The organism is Pseudoalteromonas aliena SW19, assembly GCF_014905615.1.
In the GTDB taxonomy this organism is placed as follows: domain Bacteria; phylum Pseudomonadota; class Gammaproteobacteria; order Enterobacterales; family Alteromonadaceae; genus Pseudoalteromonas; species Pseudoalteromonas aliena.
In genome coordinates, this window is record NZ_AQGU01000026.1 from 304,532 (window position 1) to 330,105 (window position 25,574).

Consider the following 25,574-nt stretch of genomic DNA (forward strand, 5'->3'; position numbering starts at 1 on the left):
TCTTTACTAAATAAACATATCTGTCATTGTTTCTAGTTTTCAATTAAACATAAACCCAATGTTGGTAATTAACATCGTCCAAGCTCAATAGATGCTTTTAGAGAATATTTAACAAGTAATGCAGTCTAGTTTAAAAAGGCTACTCAAAGTAGCCACTTATGATCAGTTCTGGAATATGGTGCAATTAAACCATAGTAAGGTAAATCAAGAAGTTAAATTAATAAAAGATGAGGCCATTGCACTCTACGCATATACGCTTTGTCACCCACCATTATACAAGGAGATAAATAAGGCTCTACGGGATGGTGATACGAATAATTTTATAATTAAATTAATAGATTCAGCAATTAAAAATCTCCCAATTTACCGAGGGAAATATGTTTTTAGATGGACTTTACCTCTACTTGAAGAAAAGGAAAAATTAGATAGTTATGAAGAAGTATTTGAAAAAGCTTATTTAAGTACATTGAAATTTCCTAATGAGATTACAATGGCAGATCCTGAGTGCATTTTGTTTAAAATTGAACATTTGAATGGCCGTGATATAGCTTTATACTCTGATGATTATTCTATAGATATTCAAGAGGTTATATTGCCAAGAGGTTCAAGCTTTATCAACACTTTGACTCGATGTGATGAAATTGACTATATTATTAGGCAAGTTACATAAAGCTAATGGGATCAAATTTTGGCTTCATACATTAAGAATCTTCAATGTCTGCTCATGGCACAAAACAGCCTGAATGTAATTTGGGTACTTTAATAAAAAAGGACAGCGCTAAATTCTTAAACTTCAATTTACTCTGCTACATATGTGCTACACAGAAATTAAAAAGAAGAAGCTAAAATTCGTAACTCATTGATTTAATTGGTAGCCCCTGCAAGAATCGAACTTGCAACTGCCCCTTAGGAGGGGGCCGTTATATCCATTTAACTAAGAGGCCACAAAGCGGTGTGCTTAATGAGTTGAATTATAACGGTATCTGGTTTTTTATATCAAGCACCGAATGAAGTTAATTGCTTGATAAGTATATATCTTCTTTATTTAGTACATACAGTGGTATTAATTTTCGGCTACTGGCCGCTAAACGTTTGCTTTGAACATTAATTACACGCGCATTGACTTCCACGCCATTTTCACGATAAATCAATGTACCTGATAATATATGACTCGCGATATTATTTTTTGCCAGTTTTGACGTATCACGCGAAAAAGCAAAGTCGCCTTGATTGTTTACCGTAATCAAATCTGCTGTTTTAAAGTCTACCGTGTTATACCCAAATTTTTGCAGTTGGTGCATAAACGTTTCTGATAATTGATTACCTAGTTGGTTCGTTGTTTTAAGCGTGGCATCTAAATCAACAAACGATGCAACTGCAATTGATATACCTTGCTCAATACGCATTGTTTCTGTTAAATCGAGCGCCATTTGTTCTACATAATTGGCTAGTATTTTATGATGTTTACTTGGGATAAACTGACTTGAGTCTTTGTACTCATCTACTTTATCGTTTTCAACTTGTTGTAGCATTTGGCTAAAATCGTAATTATTAGTGGTGCTTTGCTGCGTTTCTGTTGTGACTTTATTTGGCTGGCTTTGTAATAAATTACACCCCGAAATTAATAGGGATACGCCCGCTATACAAATAAGTTTCTTAACTAGATTAGTCATCAGTAACCTCACTTACTTGCTTGTTTGAGCATCAAGCCATCTTTGCTACGACTACTATTGAGTGCATCTATCACAGGTTGTGGAATAAAGCCCTGCGCTGAGCCTACAACCGCTTTACTTTCAAGCCCGACTATTCGTGCGTTGACCAGTACTCCGCCTTGATGGTTAACCAAGGTGCCCGCTAATACATAGCTAAAGTTTTGATCTTGATTAAGCTCTAAATAATCACGGCTAAATACATAATCTCCGCTTGGCGTTACGCGCATGTAGTCAGTGGTTTTAAAATCAATAACGGGGACGCCAAAATTATGCAGCTCGTGCATAAAGCTTTCGGCTATTTGATTACCTAACAAAGTAGCATCGTTATAATCATGATCTAAAAATATAAAACTTGAAACTGCTAGCGGCGTTTTTGTGTTTACGTACTGTAGGTTTTCAGCCATATCCTGCATGATGCCACGTACATAATGATTAATGTTTTTACGTATATTGGTATTTATTTGGCTTTGTTTGTTCATAACAGCAATATTACTTTGATACATTGAGCCATTTTCACTCGGTGCTGCAACAGCACGTTGTGGCTCAAAAAACGCCGGAGCATCGTCTGTTATCTGCGTACTGTTGTTTATTGCTTGTGTACAACCAAAGCCCAGTGGCAAAAATAAAGTTAATAATAAACGTTTCATATTGGCTCCTAATTAGTATTCACTACGGTATATGTAATCACCGCGTTGTTGTATTTTTTCATTGCCCCACATTACATTAATTGGAATTTCTGTTGTGGCGGCAGAGACAACGTGGCCCGTTTTTACATTTACCATGCGGGCATTAGCAATATAGGCATGCTGCTGGCGTGTTAATGTACCGGTGATCACAAAGTCAATATTCTGACGTTGCTGTAACCGGCTAATATCTCGACTTAAAATAGAATCGGCATTGCTGGACAAATTAAGGCTATTTTCAAGTCGGTATTCAATGGTGTTATAGCCTAGCTGCGTAAACTGCGTGATAAGGCTTTCTTGAATTTGCTGGCTTAAACCTGCGCCTTGCCCATCGGCAAGTTTTGAATCCAGTGCGTCAGCTAAATAAAAACTTGTTACCGCTATAAATGCAGTGCTTTTATAAGGCTCTTTTATGTGGCTGAGCTGAATACTCAAGTTATTCACATATTGGTTTACGGTATAAGGAGCCATCGCTGCTTTTGCCGCGTCGGTACTTATACTCGGCTCAGGCTCTGGCGTTAAGCTGCATGCGGTTAAGTTTACAAATAATAAGGGTAGTAAAAGGCGCATAGTTGCCATCCTCTAAAAACATGACAATTACAAAGCAATTACTATGCCGATTTACATTTTTAATGATTGCTCTGTGTAGTGGCTAACAATGCACATGACTTGGTATTGCATTAGTTTATTACAATCTTTAGCGGCGTTTTCCTGCTTTATGTATGCACCAAGCTTTAGCCGATAAAACGTGGTGCCATTTACGTTGACACTTTCGACATTCGCAGCGACTTTACCTGAAAATATAGTGGGTGCCGTCGCTTTTATTTTAGCAAAGCTTTGTGGTAATCGGGTTTGATCTGTTACCGAGGCAACCTGAAGCGCGAAGAGAGGCTGCACCTTTATTGGCTGTGCTTTTGTTGGCTGTATGGGGGCCGGTGGAGCTATTGGTTCTGGATTAAGCGAGCTGTTCATCGCTATTTTACTTTCACTTTTTTGCGCAGCGGCTGCTGATTGCTGCTCTTGTGCTACTGAGGTTAGTTGTTTTATTAATAGCTTTAGGTCTTGCTCTATAACCAATAAACGCTCAACACCGGCTTTGGCTTGCTGCCACTGCTTTGCTGATGCTTTAAGCTCAGCCAACTCATCAGAAGTAATAACGACTTCCGCTTGGTTATTGAGCTGCGGGGCTACTTTTTTTTGTGGCTCAGCAGTACTGCTACACCCCGACAACATTATTAAAGTTAGGCCTAACAAACTCATTAACTGTTTTTTTAGCATGTTATTATTTCCTATGAATTGTTTTAAGTTAACCTGAACTCTGGTTAAGAGATTTACTAACATATTGAATTATGGTGATATTTAAATTTATTTTCTCTAGTCAGTGATTTTCAGTGAAAACAAGATGAATTTACGCGTCAATAGCGAATCTATTGCAAGTAAATTCAACGCAATTAGCGCTGAAAATAGCTGCTCGAGATAGATTTATTATCCAGAGTTCAGGTTAAGTTATGCCATTAGTGGTTAATACGCTGCGCCTGCACAGTACAACTTAATCCTTTTTCGGCTATGTTTAGGCACGCATCTTTGAGCATCACAGACTCTGTTTTATCGTAAGCAAGCGCTAATACGTAGCGATTTAAAACGGTATCTTTCACATAAAAAGGGCTCTGTTTTACAACGCCCGATACATTTTTTTTAATCAATTGATAGTATGTTTTAAGTATTGCTAATGACGAAAAGTCACCAATATTAGCAATATAGCCCTGCGTTTGTGCTTTTTCTTTTAACGTAAAATCAACGCCAACTAACACATCCCCTTTTGCTGATAAATCAACCTGTATCTGTTGTGTGTTTTTTAGTGATTTTCGCTCTTTAAACTCATCATCAATGACTGCTTTATATTGCCCTGGGCGTAAGTCAGTAAATAAATAATAGCCGTCGTAGGCAGCTTGAGTTTGCGCAACCTCTTTACCCGTTTTATCTAAAAGCTTAACGGTTGCGTAAGGCTCAATTTCACTGGTATCGCCAGTTTGCTTGTAAACAGTTCCTTCTATTTCACTGCTATTATTTAATGGTATTTCCATGTATTCAACAAAGCCTGCACGTGGGGTGATTGAAAATCCTTCTGTGGCTGCAATATAAAAGGGATCAGGCAAGCTATCTGTATCAATAACAATATCGGTAGTTAAATTAGCGGGCATACCGGAGAGCAAAGCAATACCGTTTTCATCACTAAGGCCTGTACGATAATTTTGTAGCCCTTTTACTTTAACGCCTTCAATATTTTCATCATCTTGGTCAAATATACCGTTATTATTGTTATCGAGGTATACATGCACCATAAGTGAGCCGGCCTGAACCAAACTACGCCGATTTAAAAAGTAATCATTATTTACAGTGTCGTAGCCCAAACTAAAGCGGCCAAATAAACCAACACGCCAGTTATCTTCACTGTCGTAATTAAAATTACTATTAATGCTAAACAATTTAGCCTGCCAATTTAATCCAAGTTCAGCGTATTTAATATTATCATCTAACTGGTGAGTTAATTTTAGCTCTGCTTGTAAATTGGGAGAAAGCGAGCGGCTAAATTCGGTTTCGTAGCTTGTAATTTCCCCCTCAGGCTCTAAAGAGTAGTTAACTCCTAAACGCGTGCTAATTCGGCCAAAACGCTTTTGTAACAAGCTACTGCCAAAAAATCGATCGTTATCGGCCCACTGTAAACTGTTATTAAATGAATACCCTGCAATTGAGTAATTTAAAATATTACCCAACCTTAATACATTGTCTTGTGTGTCGTTAGTGATATGTGACGCAGTATTTTGATAGCTTAAACGGCCATATTCATTTTGCATTACATTACCCGATACAAATAACTCGTAAGTACTTGAGTCATCGAGAGGGCCATCTTTGAGGTTTTTATTTAAAAGCTGTGATGCTTTACGCATGCTAAAACGCACTGATTGCTCTGCAAATTCACTTCTAACTGCAATTTCGAGTTCGTCTTCGCGATTATTGTTTTGTTCATAGTCTAAGTTAACGAGTACTTTATTAAAAATGCTCAAATTTGAACCAAGCGCATAGCGATGTTCGTCGTCACCATCGTCGCTACTAAGCGTAGATAGCCCAGAATAAACCGATAAATTATCAGTGATCCCGCGCTCATAACGCCCTGACAGTAACCACCCATCCTGAGCATTAACTGATGTTGAATGGTTAAGTAATTGCTCACCTTCTTGAGTGAGTGAGACTTCGTAAAAACCTTCACCTTCTTCTAAGCTATTGCCATCAACTAAGTATTCTTCAACTTTTCGCTCTACTTGGCCTTGCGGGCCATAAAAAATTAATTCAAAGGTGTTTGCACCAAAGAGTAAATCTATATTTTCGAACAAATAACGCCCGTCAGGTAAGCTCAGTTGTTGATCTATCAATATTTTATTTCGATAAAGCTCAACATCCCAACCGGCTTGAACAGCGCCCGTTAGATTTATTTGATTGTTATTTACTTTTTTGTATAGCGGTTTGTTATTAATCTTAATGCCACGCGCATAATAACTGCTAAAGTTGCTGCCTATTTGAGTAGCAAGTACATCACCAAACTGCACATTTGTAGCGCCAAGAGGCCCAAGTAAGCTAGCGTGTGTGTCTTGCCGACTAAACGACAAACGAGAGTCGCTAATTAAGTTCCCTTCTCTTCCTGCTAGGTAATATTCAGCATTAACATAAGCTAAGTCTTGCGAGCCTAAAATAGAGTAGTTTAAGGAAGTATTATTTTTGGTAGCAGAGTAACTAAGTTGTAAATCGGCCACGGGGTTTGAACTTGCTTGATAAGGGCTCGCTTTCCAAGGCAAGGTAGGGACTAAGTGATCTAAGCTAGCATTAAACTTTCGCTGCTCTCGTTGTAGCTTTTGTTCAATGGGTAGTTTCACTTGAGGGTCTAAATACAGCTCTAAAGAATTAAAATCAAGTTTAAGCTTTAATGCAAACCACGCATTAAGCTGCTCATAATCAATAAATATATCGCCAGCATCAATATAATAATCTTGCTCATTGAGTGAGTAAGTCACCCCATTAACAAATACTTTTTGCTCATTTAGGTTCATCTCAAATTGATTATTAGGGGAAATAAACCAACCTTTTGCAGTTAAACTTTCGTTATTAACAGTGATTGCAAAATTAAGCTGCTCAAACACGCTATTTAGTTCAATCCATGCGCCATTTTCGCTTTTTATAGCAATTAACTCGCCTAAATAATATTTGCGTAAATACGCTGAGAAAAACAACAGTTCACCTACTGGGATCCCCATATTTTGCGCTTCAAAGTCATTTGTAATAGAACCTGTATTTACTTTAGCAATGTCATTAATTTGCTCTTCGGTTACTTTTTCCCATTTTTTTTCAATGTTAAACAGAGTGTTATACAAAACATCGGTTTTATTTTGCGTTGCATGTGCTGCAAAGCCTAATACAAAAAGTACTAAGCCAATAACTAATGTATAACGTTTGAATAAAATCAGTTTAGTAATCCCACTGAATTAGCGTTTAGATTAACGGTTTTTTCTGCAAATATTACACCTTGATACTCTCGAAGGCCTGAATATACAATCCGTAATTTACCAGCACCACTAATTACATTTTTTTCAAAGAAGTTGAGTGTTAGCTTAGCTAAAGGTACTTCAGCGTAAATACTGTAATCACTTAGCATAGATACCTTAATCTCTTCGCTCGCATTATTTGCTTTATAAAAAGCGTCTACTTTACCAAAAGCGCTGTAGTTACCCTTTCGTGCTAGTGATACAAGCAGCGCGTTATTTTGCTCATTTTTTACCAGCTCGATTGCCTCAATACTAACTTGAGGCTGTATTGCACCTTGGCGCAAAATAACGGGTATTGAGTAACTTAAAATCATGTTGATTTTAATGCCCATTTTTGTCGATTTGCTTTTATCTTCGTTTGGTAATGCTTGGAATAATAAATGCGAGCGATACTCTTTATCTGCTAAGTTTTTGGGTTTACGTAAGGCAAGTTTAACTATTTGACGCTCCCCTGGCGCTAATCGCACTTGTGATGGACTCATGCGCACCATGCTACTAAGCGCAGTAGGACTTATCTGATCGCTAGGGTGAGTAATATACCCCCCTTCTGGTTTAGCGGTTTTTTCTTGCCATGACAAACGGTAAGTTCTGTATTCATCACCGTTATTTATTACGATTACTTTAGCCACTCTTTGGCGTTCATCAAAAGACACCCTTGTAGGGGAAATAAGTAAATCTGCATGGCTCGAAAAACTAATTAATAACTGGCAGCCATAGACGACTAAAATAAAAAACTTTAATAACTTCATTGTGATTATTTCTCTTAATAGGCAATTGTTATTTCAACGGTTGTTGAATAATTATCATCTAAGTAAAGCTGACCATCGCCGCTAGCACTTAGTTGTCCACCTATTTTTAAAGTGGCCATGCCATAGGCATTTGTGACTATCGAATTAGCATAAATTATATTATCAAGTGTAAACGCTGTCCCGCCATTGATTCGAGTAAGCGGTTGGTGAACTCCTGAGTCTGTAATATTTATTTGAACGCGTGCCCCAAATCCCTCAAATAGCAGTTCTGCAGGGTATCCATTTCGCATTATGTGTATATTTGTTCCAGAGCTAGTACCGCTTGGTAGTAATGTGACTGAGCTGCTTGGTGTGTTTTCAACAACCACAATTGTGCCAAAGCTAAGTGGCTCTAAAACGGTTACCTGAGAAAGTGCGTTTACGCTATAAAACGCACTTAGTAGTAAGATAGGCTTTATCATAAAAATGCCTGCGTGTTAAAGCAGGCAATATTTCTTAATAATCCAGTAATAATGTGAATGTACCACTATAATCACCGTCAATATAATCACTAGCTGGCGTTGTAGCGTCTGTAGTAAGCGTTGCGCCTACATTAAATGTTGCAGCACCTGTTGAGTCAACTTGGATGGTCGTTGTCGCTACGCTGTTAGGTGTAGCGCCTGTAAGTACATAATACGTTGGCGTACCTAGAGTAAAACCAGCCGTTCCTGCAGGTGCGGTTACTGGTGAAATTGCACCTGTAATACCGGTACCGGTAATGCTAAGCGTAGCAAATGGTGAAACACCTGATACTGAAAACGAAGCCGGTGAGCCCGCAGCTAATACTGCAATTTCTGCTGCTGTCGCATCAGTAGATGCTGTTGTAGCAGCGGTTGCTGGGTTTGCAGCTAAAACTAAAGTGGCTGTTTCTGTCGCCGCTGTATCAGCGGTAGCGCGTATCGTTCCAAAGTCTAAGTCTGCTGTTTTAGTAAAAGTAAACGCATTTTGTACTTTTACGCCCGCGTTAAAGCTCGCAGTTTCAGCTGACACGTTAAGTGAGATTAGTGACAGTGCAGTAGCAATTGAGGCTATTTTAATTGATTGATTCATAGATATTCCTATTAGTTGTTAACTTACGTAACCATAACAATCAGGTTAGATTAAGTATCGACCAATATCATTATAAATTTAGTATTTATCGGTATATTTTATCAATAAGCGTAAATAATTAAACTTTTTGCTTAAATTATTATTCCCTCAAACGGAGATAATTTACAAGATAAGTTAATTCGCGAAATAATTTTACAAAAATAGTATGCATCTTGTTTATTTTTAAATGGTCCAGCAATCAACTTATAAAGCTGCGTATTACTTTTAGACTCTGTTTGTACTCGGTATTGAAATACATTAAATATATTAGGATAACTTTGTTTTAATTTAACAACCGTGTTTGATGCGCTTTGTTGCTTTAAATAACTTCCTAATTTAACCCCATACATAGACGCAATATCTTCCTCAATAACACCTGTGTTACTCAGCGTATTGGTTTTTTTCTCTACGGCGCTATGCTGCACTAAATTAACCTCAGTGCGCATTTCATCTGGGAGTGTATCTAAATTAGTTTGCATTGAAAGTGCTTTAATCAACATCAGTAAATCACCTTCTATCTCACTGAGTCTATTGATTTTACTTTTATTATTATCCCATTGATCTAAATAAGGCTTTATTTGCTCCATACGAACGACATCATCTAGCTCAGAAACATCATCAGTTTGGCTACTACACCCACCAAGAAAAAGTAATAAAAGTGATATGTATAATATAAATTTCAATTGCTTTTCCACCCAGCGTAAACGTACCAATTTAAAGCAAAAAAAGTGCCAATAACATTGTGATTAGTATTATCGTGCAATTACATTTAAATATGGTGTCAGGAAAATTGAGGCATGAAGTATTTCATATTGAAAATTTAATGCCGTTAGTCAGGTTTTGCCAAGCCAGCCAGATACTAATACCAAACTGCATAAATCTTTGATCAATTTAACGAATTAAATTGCACTATAACGTCGTTAAAAATTTTTTATTTAGAACAAGCGTAATTTTTTTAACGTTAAATAGACCCCATATATAAGCAGATTGGTATAAGACGTTTAATGTTATGTGCTAATAATAAAAAAAGCGCCATGTTTGGCGCTTTTTAAATTAAGACATTATTTTACCAATGTTTTAATAAATGTTCTCAACTCGCCAGCAAATTCATCACGACGAAGGGCAAACTCAATAGTTGCCTTTAAATAGCCAATTTTGCTTCCACAATCATGGCTACGGCCTTTAATTGCGTATGCGTCTACTTTTTCGTGTTCCATTAACATTGCAATAGCATCTGTTAGCTGAATTTCATCGCCCGCACCTTGCGGAGTTTTTGCCAGTAACGGCCAAATATTTTTACTTAATACATAACGCCCTACAACAGCTAAGTTTGATGGTGCTTCGTCAACCGGTGGCTTTTCTACCATATTCAAAATAGGTGAGCTTTCACCTTGTTGTAAATCAACATCTCCTAAATCAACCACACCAAACTGATTCACTTGCGCCATTGGCACAGGCTCTACCATAATTTGGCTATGCTGGGTTTCTTTAAAGCGCGTAATCATTTCAGCAAGGTTGTCTTTTTTAAGATTACTTTCTACATCATCAATAATTACATCCGGTAATATAACCACAAACGGTTCATCACCAATAATAGGCGCGGCGCAGCTAATTGCATGCCCAAGACCTTTAGCTTCACCTTGGCGTACGTGTATTATTGTTACGTCTTTAGGGCAAATGGCTTGCACCTCGGCAAGTAGTTGCCGCTTAACACGTTTTTCTAAAGTCGCCTCTAATTCAAAGCTGGTATCGAAGTGATTTTCGATTGAATTTTTACTTGAATGCGTTACTAATACTATTTCTTTAATACCTGCACTCACGGCTTCGTTTACTACGTACTGAATTAAAGGACGATCTACTACAGGAAGCATTTCTTTAGGAATTGCTTTTGTGGCTGGTAACATGCGAGTACCAAGGCCCGCTACTGGGATCACTGCTTTCATTATGTTTTCCTTAATCTTTTATTATACTGAAAATGGGTATTGAATTGCTTCGTGGCATTGATAACCAACGACTTCAAAGTCGTCTCGTGTTACCCACGTTTCGATATCTTCTAATGATTTAATTTTTGGATTTATTTTTAACTGAGGTGACGCAAACGGTTCTCGTGTTAGCTGTACATCGTGCATTAACTCAAGTTGGTTTTCGTATATGTGTGCATTGGCAATTTTGTGGTAAGCCTTACCCGCTTTATGACCAGTAATTTGAGCCACTAGCGCTAATAATACAAAACACTGAATTTGATTGAAATTTAGGCCAAGTGGCACATCACAGCTGCGCTGATACGACGTTAAATATAACGTATCACCAAGTAATGAAAACGTATGCGTATGCATACACGGGCGCAAACAACCCAGCTCAAATTCACCGGGATTATAAAACGAAATTATTTCACCGCGATCATCGATACCGTTTTTTAAGTTGTTAATTACTTTAGCAAGCTGGTCAAGCGTTGAACCATCTGGTCGTTGCCAAGCACGACCTTGTACGCCATACACTCGGCCCATGTCATCCTCGCCTTTACGGTGAGGGTTATTGAGCCATGCCTTGTTATCGTTTGCGTTAGCATCCCATGTTTTACAACCGATATCACGAAACTGCTCGGCACTGTCGTAACCACGTAAGTAACCTAATAACTCAGCAATCGCCGCTTTATAGTAGCTTTTACGCGTGGTAATCATCGGAAATTGATTATTAGCAACATCGTATTCTAAATCAGCATTAATAACGGTTAAACAACGTGTGCCCGTACGTTTGTTTTCTACCCACTGTCCTTCGTCAACGATGCGCTGACATAATTTTAAATATTGTTTCATGTTTTTCTTGTTATGCCTTAGCTGCCGTTACTTGTGGTGGTTGTTTATATGCCCAAATTAATAAGCCTAAACCACCTATTATCATAGGAAGTGAAAGTATTTGCCCCATTGAAATAAAGTCGGCAAATAATCCTAACTGCGCATCCGGCTGACGGAAATATTCAATGCAAAACCTAAACACGCCATAACCTAGTAAAAACACACCCGCGACACTACCTGCTGGGCGAGGCTTTTTAATAAACCACAGCATTATTAAAAACAATACTAAGCCTTCAAAAAACGCTTCGTAGAGCTGCGATGGGTGACGCGCAAGAGGACCGCCGGTTGGAAATACCATTGCCCATGGCACATCTGAAACTCGCCCCCACAGCTCACCGTTAATAAAGTTACCAATTCGCCCAGCTAACAATCCGACTGGGACCAATGGTGCAACAAAATCGCCGACTTGAAGAAGTGATTTTTTACGCGTCCACGAAAAAATAGCAACCGCAGTGATCACGCCTAACGTTCCGCCATGAAACGACATCCCTCCCTGATCTATTCTAAATAGATACAGTGGGTTTTCTATAAAATAACTAAACTGATAAAACAGCACATAACCAATACGCCCGCCAAGTATTACACCTAACATGCCATAAAAGAGTAAATCGCTGACTTGGTCTTTAGTCCAACCAGAGTTTGGTTTTGATGCTTGACGGTTAGCAAACCACATTGCAAACGCAAAACCTATTAAATACATTAATCCGTACCAGCGCACGCTTAGCGGTCCAACTGAAAAAATAATTGGATCAATTTGAGGAAACTCAAGTGCCATAAAAATAAACCTTTAGCTAAAAATCATTCTAATTGCGATAACCACTAGCAGCACCGCGAAAATTTTCTTTATTGTATTTACAGGTAAGTAATGTGTTGCTTTAGCCCCTATAGGCGCAACAAACCACGATGTAATTACAATCCCAAATAATGCTGGAAGATACACAAACCCAGCAAAACCATGTTCTAAATCTGTAACCTGCCAGCCTGCACTTATGTAGCCAATAGAGCCAAAAAATGCGATAACAATTCCACATGCAGCGGCACAACCAATTGCTTTTTTAATATCAACCGAAAAGTAATTAAGCATAGGAACGATAAGTGCCCCACCGCCAATACCGATTAATCCTGATAAGCCACCCATGATTGCCGAAAACGCACCTAAAATAGGACCCGCTGGTAGTGGCTTTTCTGACAGCGGCTTATTGCGTGTAGAGAGCACCATTCTTGTTGCAATAAAAACGACACTTGCAGCAAACACTATACGTAATATTTGCTCTGGAATAAAACTTGCCGCAAAACCACTAATAAGCGCACCGAGACCGACTCCCGACATAACCCACGGGGCAATGCTCCAAGGCACATTATCATTTTTATGATGAGCCAGCGCTGAAGAAGTTGAGGTAAATAAAATAGAGGCAAGCGATGTTGCAATAGCAATCACAAGTACATGATCCGCTGACGTTACATCAAATGAGAGCAGCATAGCGCTAAGTACAGGCACAATAATTAAACCGCCACCAATGCCTAATAAACCGGCTAAAAAACCGACAATACAGCCTAGTAGTGCGCAGCTTGCGACCAACAACCCTAAGTCATACATAGTGATCTCAAATACCCTTTGGAGATGTGTATATTAAAGGATTATATAAACAATAGCATCCGTGTATTAAAGTTATTTGACCATACGTTATTATTTGGGAGTGTAAAACAAATCACCAAGCCCGTGCTCGATCATAAAGTTGCGCGTTAAGCGCAATACCTGTTTTGCACTAGACTGGGCTAAGCATGCTGCCAGTAATGTTTTCATGTCACTTGCATTTAAACGCCTGACCACCCACCTAACTTTATTGAGTGACGATAAATTCATACTTAAACGCCTATATCCCATAGCAATAAGTAAAATAGCGCCTTCGGGATCACCACCAAGCTCTCCGCATAAGCTAAATGGCATCTGATGGTATTCGCAATCAGACGCTATTTGCTTTAACGCTCTGAGCACTGCTGGGTGATATGGGTTAAATAACTGTGCAACCCGTGCATTTGATCTATCAACCGCTAATAAATATTGTGTTAAATCGTTACTGCCAACAGAGCAAAAATCGACTTTTTTAGACCATTCAGGGATCATAAATAGGCTCGATGGTACTTCAAGCATAATACCCACTGCGGGCTTTTCTATCACTTGCGCTGGGTATTTTTCACTAAGTTCAAAATAGGCTTGCTCAAATAAAGCAAGTGATTCATCAACTTCTTCAGTGCCACTGATCATCGGGAGCATAATTTTTAAGTTACCCAACCCCATATTGGCTTTAAGCATGGCCTTGAGTTGATCTAAAAATAGCTCGGGATGATCTAGGCTTATACGAATACCGCGCCAACCTAAAAACGGGTTTTCTTCGGTAAAATTAAAGTAATCGAGTACTTTATCGCCACCTATGTCTAACGTGCGCATAACCACTGGTTTTGGGTAATAGCTTGTTAGGACTTCTCGATACCAGTTTTCTTGCTCTAGTTGCGAAGGAAACTGCCCCTTTTGCATAAACCATGCTTCAGTACGGTAAAGCCCAACTCCATCACAAACATCAACGCTGCTTTGCTCTGTATTAAGCTCAAGCCCCGCGTTTAAACGTAAACTAATATGCTTACCATCAAGTGTCACCGCTTCTGAGTATTGCTCTTTTAAAAAACGGTTATTAAGCAAGCTGTCTTGATATTGCAACCGCGTATATTCATCAACCAGCATTTGCGAAGGCGATATATATAAACGCCCAGCAAACGCATCTAAAATCATCGTTTTGCCATTAAACTGCAACAAAGGTAAATCTTCTATTCCCCAAATGGCAGGGATCCCCATTGCACGCGTTAAAATAGACGCATGGCTATTGACCGAGCCACTAACACTGACAACCCCCGATAAACATCCTTTAGGCACTTCAGCCAGCATTGCAGGCGTTACCGTACTGGCGATAAGTATTGTATTTGATGGGTAATCTTTTACTGCACGCTCTGTGTTTACAAGATGATGTAGTACTCGCAAACCAATATCTTTAACATCAACAGCACGTTCTTTTATATACGGGTCTTGCATAGCGTTAAATTGCGATATTAAACGCTCTATTACAATTTTTAATGCACTCTTAGCACACCAGCCTTGTTGTAATTGTATTTCTACGTTATGGCCTAAACTTTTAGCATCAAGCAGTTGTTGGTATACATCAAATACCGCGAGTGCTTCTTGTGGAATAGAATCACTTAACGTCATTGATAGGGTATTAAACTCTTTGCGCGTAGCAGCCACTGCTTGCGTAAATAAACGCTGTTGCTCTACTACATCGCTATTTTTTTGCAGTTCAATCGATTTAAAATCAAGCTTGGGAAGTAGTACAAATGCTTGTCCAATTCCTATACCTGGTGCGCTTGATACGCCTTTTAAAACGGATGTTTGATGAGATGACTCTTCTTGACGTAGTACTTCTTTTATTTCTGCGTGAGCTAACTGTGAAGCAAGTTGCGCTGAAAGTGTAATTAAAAACGATTCTTCGTCTTGACTAAATACACGAGCGACTTTTTGTTGAACGACAATAACGCCTAATACTTTTTTTTGATGCACTACTGGCACAGATAAAAAAGCATTATAACCTTCTTCATTCACTTCTGGGGAGAGCTTAAATCGTGGATGAGATTTAGCAAATGCGATATTAATTGGCTCTTCACGCTGTGCAACGAGGCCCACTAAACCTTCTGTAAAACCTATTCTAAACTTACCAACCGCATCAGGGTTTAACCCTTCGGTAGCCATAAGTATAAAGTTATCTTGACTGTAATCAGCAAAATAAATAGAGCAGCACTGGGTTTTCATGGCATCTTTCACCATTTGCACAAAGCACACTAAAGCACTGTCTAAATTCGCTTGTCGCGAAACAGACTCAACAATAGCTCTGAGTGTAGCCAGCATATTCTGCTCCTCTATTCTTAGTTAACTACCTTTTATTTCGCCAATGATCTTTATGTTGTTCTCGCTTATTAAAAGGCATCGCAAAAGGAGCAAACTCTTTCATTACGCGTCGATAAACATCCCGTTTAAACGATACAACCTGCCTTACAGGGTACCAATAACTGACCCAGCGCCAATCATCAAACTCAGGATGATGAGTTTTAAGTAAATTTACATCTTCGTCTTCACAACGTAATTTTAATAAAAACCATTTTTGTTTTTGCCCAATACACACCGGACTTGAGTCTCGGCGGATTAATCGTTTGGGTAATTTATAGCGTAACCAATGTTTTGAGCTTGCGACTATTTCTACATCTTCTGGTCGCAACCCTACTTCTTCGTGTAATTCACGGTACATGGTTTGTTCTGGCGTTTCGCCGTCATCCACACCACCTTGGGGAAATTGCCAAGAATGCTGTCCATAACGTCTAGCCCAAAAGACCTGTCCCTGATTATTGCAAATTACAATTCCGACATTGGCACGAAAACCTTCGGCATCAATCACCTTAGTGCCTCATTTGTAAGTCGATTTTTTATGATTGTTCCACATAACCCGCAATACGGCAAATACTATTACGAGTTTTACTCTGCTTACCCACAGCTTGTGCATAACTTTTGTAAAACACGCTCATTTTGCAAACAAATCCACAATATAGGATCTAAAAAACGACTTTCTCCACAGATTCTGTGGATAAACTTGTTCATACATCTGTATTTATCCCTATAACTCTATTCAGACTTAATTACAGATGAATAGCAAAATACAAAATTACAAAGCAGTTCAGTCACTTAAGTTAATTAGAGCACTTTTTATCGTGTGCAAAATTGCACCACCGACACCATGTACAAAAAACACACAAACGCAAAGATATCCACGGCTTAGCTGATTTGCTATCATGGCAATGGTATTTATTCAACCTAAATTAGTAATATGCGACCAACAAAACCACATTCAATTAATGATCTAATAAAGCGGGTTAATAATATTGCAGGGCTTACGCTTGGCCAATTAGCGAATGAATATAATTTCAAAACACCGGATGATTTATTACGAGAAAAAGGCTGGACGGGTCAACTAATAGAATATGTTTTAGGCGCGACAGCAGGCTCTAAACCCCTTCCTGATTTTGAAGATCTAGGCATTGAGCTAAAAACACTGCCAATTTCATACAAAGGAAAACCGCTAGAAACAACATTTGTATCGGTCACACCATTAGTGAATGTTACAGGAATGACATGGCATGCTAGCAGTGTGCGTAAAAAGCTAAACCATGTTCTGTGGTTACCCATTTTAAGTGAGCGCGATATAGCACCATTTGATAGAACAATTGGCAGTGGCTTTTTATGGCAGCCCACACCAGAACAAGACGCTTTATTACAGCGTGACTGGGAAGAGCAAATGGAGCTTATTGCACTGGGTAGAGTTGATGAAATATCAGGTCATTTAGGTGATGCAATGCAAATTCGGCCAAAAGCCGCCCATAGTAAAATAGTAACCGATGCCATTGGTCCTAATGGGCAAATAATTAAAACCCTACCCCGTGGGTTTTATTTAAAAACAAGCTTTACTGGTGATATTTTAAAGCAGCAGTTTCAGCTTTAACAGACATTGATCAGACCAATTTCAAAAATTTCGATTTAATTTAAACGCTTAATTCTCTTTAATTTGATAAAATAACATCTCAACTTTGAGGTGTATATGAATCTAAAAATCAAACGGTTAGACCATCACGGTATTGTTTCAGGTATTATAGAAGACTTAAAAATTGTCAGCCTTTTAGATCAATACTTACCTCAAGACGATAAACAAGAAATCACCCCCGGTGAAGCTGTAAAAGGCATGATCATGAATGGACTCGGTTTTGCCAATCGACCTTTATCACTCAGCCCTCAATTTTTTACTAACTTGCCTCTTGAACATTTATTTCGTGAAGGGGTTCAAGCATCACATTTTAATCGTCACAAACTTGGTAGAACTCTCGATCAATGCTTCGAGTTTGGCTGTGAAAGCTTATTTTCATTAGTCTCCGGACAAGCATGTGAAATAGAGCAAGTTGATAAAACCTTTGAATCACTTGATACAACGAGTCATTCACTGACAGGTGAATATGCTTTTGATGATGGAGATAGTGATGAAAATGTCATTAAAATTACTCATGGCTATAGCAAGGCTCACCGTCCTGATTTAAAACAAGTCGTACAAGAAATCATTGTTAGCCAAGATGGTGGGATCCCGCTTGCATGTAAAAACTGGGATGGTAACAGCGCAGACACCGCTATTTTTAAAGCGCGAAGTAAGGCGCTTGTTGATGAGTTCACAAAAAGCCAAGCTCCTAAATACCTTGTGGCAGACTGTAAACTTTATCATAAAAGTAATGCTGAGTTTTTAACCAAAATTCAATTTCTCACGCTAGTACCTTCAACAATTTCTCTTGAAAAATCCTCTATAAGTACAGCCATAGCAGCCAACCAATGGGTTAATATTGATGATAATTATCAATATGTTATTGAAGAGGTTGATCATATGGGGATAGAGCAAAGATGGATGATTATTTATTCAAAAGCAGCTAATAGCCGAGCACAAAAAAGCATTGTTCGACAAGTTGAGCGAGCACACACAGGCATCAAAAAAGACCTCTTCCATTTACAAGCTCAACGTTTCGCTTGTCAAACTGACGCACAACGCGCATTAGATAAATTAGCGAAAAAGATGAAGCATCATCAAATAGCGACTCAGCAATTTATTAAGCATAAAGTCTATGAAGGTAAAGGGCGACCTAAAAAAGATGCGCCAGTAAAAAATATTGAATGGCAAATCACGGCAGAAATTGAAGAAAACGAAACCGCAATAAAACAGATTGTAGAACAAAAGTCATGCTTCGTATTAGCAACGAATATTGATAAAGAAGCCCTTTCACCAGTAGGTTTACTTAAGCATTACAAAGCACAATCTGAAGTAGAAAAAGGGTTTAGGTTTTTAAAAGACCCCTTGTTTTTTGTTTCATCATTATTTATCAAAAAGCCAAGTAGAATAGATGCTCTGTTGATGGTGATGACACTTTCATTGTTAGTTTATTCAATTGCGCAAAGACGAATGAGAGCGAATATGAAAAAAGAAAAAGCCACGATAGCGAATCAAATCAATAAAGAAATATCTAACCCAACATTACGTTGGGTCTTTCAGTGTTTTGAGGGAATTAATCTACTCCAGCAAGGCGACAAAATCAGCTTGGATGGTTTTGATGAGTTCAGGGAAAAAATAATAAGGCTCATTGGTGGACATGCGTTGAATTTATATAAAATCCAAAAAGTTGCCTAGGGGTCTGATCAATGCCTGCTTTAAGTGTGTTATAAAATATTAATTGTTGAGCCATTTTTGTGGGTACCCTCTTTTCGCACTGCGTGCTCGCGTCAGCAAGCTTAACGCCTACAACTTGTACTCATCTTTTTGAGTAAAGTATCTGGCATAAAAAATCCCCGCTATGCGAGGATTTTACAGTCTAAACTAAAAATCAAATTCTATATAAAATAGAATTACTGACCTTTAACTTCTTTTAAACCGTTGTACGGTGCTTTATCACCTAATTGCTCTTCAATACGTAGCAATTGGTTGTACTTAGCAACACGGTCAGATCGGCTCAATGAACCCGTTTTAATTTGACCTGCCGCAGTACCCACTGCTAAATCAGCAATGGTTGAATCTTCTGTCTCGCCTGAACGATGAGAAATAACAACCGTAAAACCAGCGTCTTTAGCCATTTTAATTGCAGCTAACGTTTCAGTTAAAGAACCGATTTGGTTAAACTTGATTAAGATTGAGTTTGCAATACCGTTGTCGATACCGCGTTTTAAAATCTTAGTGTTTGTTACAAATAAATCGTCACCAACTAATTGGATTTTATCACCCATTAGTTTAGTTTGGTGTGCAAAGCCATCCCAATCAGACTCATCAAGACCATCTTCAATAGATACGATTGGGTACTGCTCAGTTAGATCTTTTAAGAAGAAGTTAAATTCTTCAGAAGTGAACTTTTTACCTTCACCTTTAAGGTCGTAGATATTTGCTTCTTTGTCGTAAAACTCAGATGCAGCACAATCTAATGCAAGTGTAATGTCTTTACCTAGCTCGTAGCCTGCATTTGCAACTGCCACTTTAATTGCAGCAAGTGCAGCTTCGTTAGATGCTAGATTTGGTGCAAAACCGCCTTCATCACCCACAGATGTTGAGTGACCTTCTGCTTTAAGTACTTTTGCAAGGCTATGGAATATTTCAGCGCCCATGCGTAGTGCTTCACGAAAGTTTTTAGCACCAACTGGCTGAACCATGAACTCTTGAATATCTACCGAGTTATCTGCGTGTTCACCACCATTGATGATATTCATCATTGGCAGTGGCATTGAGTAAACACCGGGTGTACCGTTTAAATCAGCAATGTGTTCGTAAAGCTCAACTTTTTTAGATTGTGCAGCGGCTTTAGCTATCGCAAGTGATACAGCTAAGATTGCATTGGCACCTAATTTTTCTTTATTTTCAGTACCATCTAAATCCAGCATCACTTTATCAACAGCGCTTTGCTCTAATGCATTTTGACCAGCTAAAGCGTCAGCAATTTCTTTGTTAATATAACCAACTGCTTTTAATACGCCTTTACCTAAATAACGAGTTTTATCACCATCACGTAACTCTAATGCTTCGCGAGTACCTGTAGACGCACCAGAGGGTGCTGCAGCACGGCCCCATGAACCATCAGCTAAATGTACATCAGCTTCAACAGTTGGGTTACCACGCGAGTCCATAATTTCGCGACCAATTACTTTTACGATTTTTGACATCTTGATTCCTCTATATTCCCAAAATGGTGATTTCAACTAACTTTACTATGTTTTGTATAGTTTATACCAATTGCATTAAATTAGTGAGCTATTATAGCGCTAAGAAAACAGCTCAATAACAAGCCAGAAATTATGACATATAATTGTTCTATATGAGTAATTTTTAACGCAGTGAGTGAGTTACTTAATGCGATACAATGCTCATTTTTTTAATAACGTTGGTATTAGTCAGCCCTTAAAACAAAAAAGCCGTGCAATATGCACGGCCTCTTTTAAATTACGAATTCGCTTTTTGATGGATATGAGCTGCGGCTACAAACCCTTCAAATAGCGGATGACCATCACGTGGTGTTGACGTAAATTCCGGGTGGAATTGCGCGGCAATAAACCAAGGGTGATCTTTATTCTCGATAATTTCTACCAGTTTTTTATCTTCCGATAAACCAGTAAAGCTTAAACCTGCTTTTTCTAATTGCTCTACAAAGTTATTGTTAACTTCGTAGCGGTGGCGATGGCGCTCAACAATTTCGTCACTACCGTATACTTCATGCACTTTAGAGCCAGGTGTTAAGTGACATTTTTGTGCGCCTAAACGCATAGTGCCACCTAAGTCAGATTTTTCGCTACGTGTTTCAACGTTGCCTTCTGCATCTAACCACTCCGTAATTAGACCTACTACCGGTGCTGCTGATTTTGCATTAAACTCTGTTGAGTTAGCATCGCTAAGGCCAGCAACATTTCGTGCGTATTCAATTAGCGCAACTTGCATTCCTAAACAAATACCTAAGTAAGGCACTTTGTTCTCACGGGCATATTTAGCCGCTAATATTTTACCTTCAACACCACGACCACCAAAGCCGCCTGGTACTAAAATAGCATCTAAATGCGATAGTAACTCAACACCTTTACTTTCAAGATCTTGTGAATCTACATATTCAATATTAATTGTTAAACGGTTTTTAAGACCTGCATGCTTTAATGCTTCATTAACCGATTTATATGCATCTGGTAATTCAATGTATTTACCGACCATACCAATAGTCACTTCACCTGTTGGGTTAGACTCTTGATAAAGTACTTGTTCCCACTCTGCTAAATCAGCCTCTGGTGGATCTAGGTGGAAACGACGACATACAAAGTTATCTAGCTCTTGCGATTTTAAAAGCGCTGGAATTTTATAAATGCTGTCTACATCTGGTAATGAAATAACCGCTTTTTCTTCTACGTTTGTAAATAATGAGATTTTTGCACGTTCATTATTTGGCAATTTACGATCTGAACGACAAATAAGAATATCTGGTTGAATACCGACTGAGCGTAATTCTTTTACAGAGTGCTGAGTTGGTTTTGTTTTCACTTCGCCCGCAGGGCCTAAAAATGGCACTAACGTTAAGTGAATAAATAGCGCGCGTTCACGGCCAATTTCAGTTCCCATCTGACGAATTGCTTCAATAAACGGTTGTGATTCTATATCACCTACAGTGCCGCCAATTTCGACAATAGCAATATCATAACCTTCAGCACCGTCGTAAACACGTTGCTTAATATCGTTAGTGATATGTGGAATAACCTGAATAGTTGCACCTAGGTATTCACCTCGGCGCTCGCGACGTAATACGTCTTCATATACACGGCCTTGTGTGAAGTTATTACGACTAGTCATTTTGGTGCGAATAAAACGTTCATAGTGACCTAAATCAAGGTCAGTTTCTGCGCCGTCTTCTGTAACGTAAACTTCACCGTGTTGAATTGGGCTCATTGTGCCTGGGTCAACGTTGATGTAAGGATCCAGCTTTAAAATAGTAACATTTAAACCACGGGCTTCTAAAATAGCGGCCAGTGAAGCTGCGGCAATACCTTTACCCAACGAAGAAACAACTCCGCCAGTAACGAAGATAAATTTTGTACTCATGCGAACCCTAGAATATCAGGAATTAAAAGGAATATAACACCCAAAGAAGAGCCTAAGGGTATATCATCAAGACGGGGCGAAATTGTACCAAAACACGGCTTATCAATCCAGCTAAAAATAGTAAATGTGCGCACAAAAAATGTGCATAATTTTATTACAATTTTTTAATCGCATCCCATGCCCGATCCATTTCTTCAAAGGTGGCTGTATCTAAACTTTTGCCTTGCACATGCAAATAAGCATTTACCTTTTCAAAACGCGCTGAAAACTTATCATTAGCGCTACGAAGCAGTTGTTCGGGGTCTCGTTTAACATGGCGTACAACATTAACAGTGGCAAAAAGTAAGTCGCCGAGCTCTTCCGCTGTGTGATCAGATAACGGGTCTTGCTCAATCGCTTCTTTTACCTCAAGTACTTCTTCGCTCACTTTATCAAGCGCACCATGATACGTTGGCCAATCAAAACCAAGAGAAGCCACACGTTGTTGGATTTTTTTAGCTTTACTTAAACTCGGCATATTAGCTGGAATATCTTGCCAAAAAGAAGGGGATTTTGTTTGTGCTCTAGCACTGCGTTCTTGTGCTTTTATTACTTGCCACTGCCGTGATAATTGCTCGTCTGTTAGCTCTTTTTTATCACCAAATACATGCGGGTGACGACGAGTAAGTTTAGTGTTTAGTTGCTCAATTACATCGTTAAAATCAAATAAGTTTTGTTCTTGGGCTAATTGCGCATAAAACACGATTTGAAATAACAAGTCACCCAATTCACCTTTAAGCTCACCTAAGTTGCCTGACTCAATACAGTCAGCCACTTCATAAGCTTCTTCTAATGTATGCGGCACAATAGATTTAAAATCTTGCTTGAGATCCCACGGGCAACCGCTTTTGGGATCTCGCAGTGTTTTCATTATGCTAAGAAGTTGCGTAAGTGCTGTATTATCATTCATGTTTAATGACCACGCTTGGCGTCATGAACACCTTCTATTTGATGCAATTTCGAAAGAACACGGTTGGTCCCCGATAAATCATGCACTTCTATTTGCATAGTAAAAATTGCTAATTGATTATCTGTTACCGTGTTTACATTCATATTAAGTACGTTTACTTTTTCATTTGCTAACACTGAGCTTATATCGCGTATTAACCCAGAACGGTCGGTGGCTTCTATTTTAATACTCAATGCGTACGAGCCGTTTATATCATCAGACCAACTAACAGAAAGCACACGCTCAGGATGCTGCTCTTTTAAGTTATTAAACGAATCGCAATCATCTTTATGTACGCCAATACCACGTCCTTGAGTAATATAACCAATAATTGCATCACCAGGTACTGGACGACAACACTTAGCCACGTGACTCATTAAGCTACCAACGCCATCCACTACAATGCCATTTTTATCGCCGCTTACTTTAGTCGGATTTTTAAAACGTATTACCGGCTCGTCTTCTGTACGATCGGTAACAAAGTTAAGCATTTGATTTAGACGCACATCTCCCGCGCCAATGGCAACCATTAAGTCATCAAGCTCTTTAAAATTAAAACGCTTAATCGCGGGTGCTAAGTCTTTATAATTTAAACCCAGCTTTTGCAGCTCGTTATCAAGAATATCTTTACCTGCACTGAGGTTTTTATCCCGATCGAGTTGTTTAAACCAGTGATGTATTTTAGCTCTAGCACGCGACGATTTGATGTAACCTAATGAAGGGTTTAACCAATCACGACTAGGATTAGGTTGCTTTTGGGTAAGTATTTCTACTTGATCTCCAGTTGTAAGCTGATGCGTAAATGGCACTATTTTGCCAAACACTTTAGCACCAATACAACGATGACCAACGTTCGAATGAATATAGTAAGCAAAATCAAGCGGTGTTGCGCCAAGGGGTAAATCGATAATATCGCCGCTTGGGGTAAATATGTACACGCGGTCTTCGACTACTTGATTTTTAAGCTCTTCAGCTAAATCGACACCATCAACGACTTCTTCTTGCCATTGCAGTAGTTTACGCAGCCAGCTTATTTTTTGCTCATAACCGGAGCCACGTCCAGGCAGTGCACCTTCTTTATATATCCAATGCGCTGCAACACCTAGCTCTGCATCTTGATGCATGTCTTGAGTGCGAATTTGTATTTCTACCGTTTTACCTTCAGGGCCAAATACCACGGTATGAATAGATTGATAGCCATTTTGTTTGGGCGTAGCAACGTAATCATCAAACTCTTTATTAAGATGACGCCAATTAGTGTGCACAATACCCAGCGCACCGTAGCAATCTTGCAAGCGTTCAACCACAATTCGCATAGCGCGAATATCAAATAATTGATCAAACTCGTAATTTTTTTGCGCCATTTTTTTATAAATACTGTAGATATGCTTGGGCCGGCCATAAACTTCAGCTTCAATACCCGCCTCACCCAAACGGCTTTTAACTTGCTCCACCATATCTTCCATATAAGCTTCACGCGCTAAACGTTTATCATCGAGTTGTTTAGCTATACTTTTGTATATATCTGGGCGTAAGTATCTGAACGATAAATCTTCAAGCTCCCATTTTAGTTGCCCTATTCCTAATCTATTTGCTAATGGGGCAAAAATATCAGCGGTTTCTTTGGCAGCAATAACACGGTCTTCTTCATCGGCATCTTTTACGTTGCGTAAATGACATACCTGCTCAGCCAATTTAATAACCACCGCACGTACATCCTCAACCATTGTTAACAGCATTTTTCGAATATTATCGACTTGAACTGACCCTTTACCTTGATGCGATAAGGTACTAATTGTGGCCATTTGCGCAACACCTGTTAAAAGTATTGCCACGTTATTACCTAGCAACTCTTCAACGGTGTCGAGCGACACAACATCATTTAAAAAATACGGTGTTAAATACGCAGTCGCTAACGATTCGGCATCAAGGTTTAGCTCAGCCAAAATTTCAACCATTTCAATGGCTGTATTTTGTTGCTTTTCGTTATTGCAGTTTACACACAGTGCTTGCGCCTGATTAAGTAATTCAGCTTTTTCAGCAGACAATCCGAGTGCTTTTAGACGAGTGGCAAAATCCCCCGTTTCATCTTGTTGATGCGATTGACGTGTAGCTACCATAATGCGCT

The 25,574-nt window shown here is 38.9% G+C and carries 22 protein-coding genes and 1 tRNA gene; 3 read left to right on the forward strand and 20 right to left on the reverse strand.

Annotated features, from left to right (window positions below):
- Window positions 1-118: 118 nt before the first annotated feature.
- On the forward strand, window positions 119-670 hold the full coding sequence (locus tag PALI_RS12640) for an ADP-ribosyltransferase (protein ID WP_193156068.1): 552 nt from the start codon (window positions 119-121) through the stop codon (window positions 668-670).
- Window positions 671-869: 199 nt separating this feature from the next.
- Here PALI_RS12640 and PALI_RS12645 read toward each other — a convergent pair.
- The 16 genes from PALI_RS12645 to rppH all read right to left on the reverse strand — a co-directional run bounded on the left by PALI_RS12645 (window position 870) and on the right by rppH (window position 16,218).
- Window positions 870-944 (reverse strand) — tRNA-Arg (locus PALI_RS12645).
- 69 nt (window positions 945-1,013) lie between these two features.
- Window positions 1,014-1,673 carry a FlgO family outer membrane protein gene (locus PALI_RS12650; protein WP_138586590.1) on the reverse strand — a complete coding sequence of 220 codons (660 nt, stop codon included), beginning with the start codon at window positions 1,671-1,673 and terminating at the stop codon, window positions 1,014-1,016.
- An 8-nt stretch (window positions 1,674-1,681) separates the two neighbouring features.
- Window positions 1,682-2,359 (reverse strand): FlgO family outer membrane protein, encoded by a 678-nt coding sequence (locus PALI_RS12655; RefSeq protein WP_193156069.1) that lies wholly within the window; start codon window positions 2,357-2,359, stop codon window positions 1,682-1,684.
- A 12-nt stretch (window positions 2,360-2,371) separates the two neighbouring features.
- On the reverse strand, window positions 2,372-2,965 hold the full coding sequence (locus tag PALI_RS12660) for a FlgO family outer membrane protein (protein WP_193156070.1): 594 nt from the start codon (window positions 2,963-2,965) through the stop codon (window positions 2,372-2,374).
- 51 nt (window positions 2,966-3,016) lie between these two features.
- Entirely contained in the window at window positions 3,017-3,673 is a 657-nt protein-coding gene (locus PALI_RS12665) for an SPOR domain-containing protein (RefSeq protein ID WP_193156071.1), read from the reverse strand.
- 236 nt (window positions 3,674-3,909) lie between these two features.
- Window positions 3,910-6,819 carry a hypothetical protein gene (locus tag PALI_RS12670; RefSeq protein ID WP_193156072.1) on the reverse strand — a complete coding sequence of 970 codons (2,910 nt, stop codon included), beginning with the start codon at window positions 6,817-6,819 and terminating at the stop codon, window positions 3,910-3,912.
- 89 nt (window positions 6,820-6,908) lie between these two features.
- Window positions 6,909-7,739, reverse strand: a complete 831-nt coding sequence (locus PALI_RS12675) for a fimbrial biogenesis chaperone (RefSeq protein ID WP_193156073.1) — start codon at window positions 7,737-7,739, stop codon at window positions 6,909-6,911.
- Between the two features lie 14 nt (window positions 7,740-7,753).
- A complete protein-coding gene (locus PALI_RS12680) occupies window positions 7,754-8,200 on the reverse strand; it encodes a DUF4402 domain-containing protein (RefSeq protein WP_193156074.1) in 447 nt (148 codons plus the stop codon).
- Window positions 8,201-8,234: 34 nt separating this feature from the next.
- A complete protein-coding gene (locus PALI_RS12685) occupies window positions 8,235-8,828 on the reverse strand; it encodes a DUF4402 domain-containing protein (protein WP_077537184.1) in 594 nt (197 codons plus the stop codon).
- Between the two features lie 131 nt (window positions 8,829-8,959).
- Window positions 8,960-9,550 (reverse strand): SPOR domain-containing protein, encoded by a 591-nt coding sequence (locus tag PALI_RS12690; protein ID WP_193156075.1) that lies wholly within the window; start codon window positions 9,548-9,550, stop codon window positions 8,960-8,962.
- 378 nt (window positions 9,551-9,928) lie between these two features.
- Window positions 9,929-10,810 carry a UTP--glucose-1-phosphate uridylyltransferase GalU gene (gene galU / locus PALI_RS12695; protein WP_193156076.1) on the reverse strand — a complete coding sequence of 294 codons (882 nt, stop codon included), beginning with the start codon at window positions 10,808-10,810 and terminating at the stop codon, window positions 9,929-9,931.
- Window positions 10,811-10,831: 21 nt separating this feature from the next.
- Window positions 10,832-11,683, reverse strand: coding sequence for a thymidylate synthase (locus tag PALI_RS12700; RefSeq protein WP_193156077.1), 852 nt, complete (start codon window positions 11,681-11,683; stop codon window positions 10,832-10,834).
- A gap of 10 nt (window positions 11,684-11,693) precedes the next feature.
- Window positions 11,694-12,497, reverse strand: a complete 804-nt coding sequence (gene lgt / locus PALI_RS12705) for a prolipoprotein diacylglyceryl transferase (protein WP_193156078.1) — start codon at window positions 12,495-12,497, stop codon at window positions 11,694-11,696.
- A 12-nt stretch (window positions 12,498-12,509) separates the two neighbouring features.
- Entirely contained in the window at window positions 12,510-13,319 is an 810-nt protein-coding gene (locus PALI_RS12710) for a sulfite exporter TauE/SafE family protein (protein WP_193156079.1), read from the reverse strand.
- Between the two features lie 90 nt (window positions 13,320-13,409).
- Window positions 13,410-15,674 carry a phosphoenolpyruvate--protein phosphotransferase gene (ptsP, locus tag PALI_RS12715; RefSeq protein WP_182702515.1) on the reverse strand — a complete coding sequence of 755 codons (2,265 nt, stop codon included), beginning with the start codon at window positions 15,672-15,674 and terminating at the stop codon, window positions 13,410-13,412.
- Window positions 15,675-15,699: 25 nt separating this feature from the next.
- Complete coding sequence (gene rppH, locus PALI_RS12720) at window positions 15,700-16,218, reverse strand: RNA pyrophosphohydrolase (RefSeq protein WP_077537177.1); 519 nt, start codon at window positions 16,216-16,218, stop codon at window positions 15,700-15,702.
- 426 nt (window positions 16,219-16,644) lie between these two features.
- Between rppH and mutH the strand changes: the two genes are divergently transcribed.
- Together mutH and PALI_RS12730 are read left to right on the forward strand one after the other, a co-directional pair.
- Window positions 16,645-17,316 (forward strand): DNA mismatch repair endonuclease MutH, encoded by a 672-nt coding sequence (gene mutH, locus PALI_RS12725; RefSeq protein WP_077537176.1) that lies wholly within the window; start codon window positions 16,645-16,647, stop codon window positions 17,314-17,316.
- A 96-nt stretch (window positions 17,317-17,412) separates the two neighbouring features.
- Window positions 17,413-19,032, forward strand: a complete 1,620-nt coding sequence (locus PALI_RS12730) for an IS1634 family transposase (RefSeq protein ID WP_193154366.1) — start codon at window positions 17,413-17,415, stop codon at window positions 19,030-19,032.
- A gap of 215 nt (window positions 19,033-19,247) precedes the next feature.
- Here the strand turns inward: PALI_RS12730 and eno are convergent, their stop codons facing one another.
- The 4 genes from eno to relA form a co-directional block, all read right to left on the reverse strand.
- A complete protein-coding gene (gene eno, locus PALI_RS12735; RefSeq protein ID WP_193156080.1) occupies window positions 19,248-20,546 on the reverse strand; it encodes a phosphopyruvate hydratase in 1,299 nt (432 codons plus the stop codon).
- Window positions 20,547-20,823: 277 nt separating this feature from the next.
- Complete coding sequence (locus PALI_RS12740; protein WP_077537174.1) at window positions 20,824-22,458, reverse strand: CTP synthase; 1,635 nt, start codon at window positions 22,456-22,458, stop codon at window positions 20,824-20,826.
- A 154-nt stretch (window positions 22,459-22,612) separates the two neighbouring features.
- On the reverse strand, window positions 22,613-23,407 hold the full coding sequence (mazG, locus tag PALI_RS12745) for a nucleoside triphosphate pyrophosphohydrolase (RefSeq protein WP_193156081.1): 795 nt from the start codon (window positions 23,405-23,407) through the stop codon (window positions 22,613-22,615).
- A 2-nt stretch (window positions 23,408-23,409) separates the two neighbouring features.
- Window positions 23,410-25,566, reverse strand: coding sequence for a GTP diphosphokinase (relA, locus tag PALI_RS12750; protein WP_193156082.1), 2,157 nt, complete (start codon window positions 25,564-25,566; stop codon window positions 23,410-23,412).
- Between the last annotated feature and the right edge of the window lie 8 nt (window positions 25,567-25,574).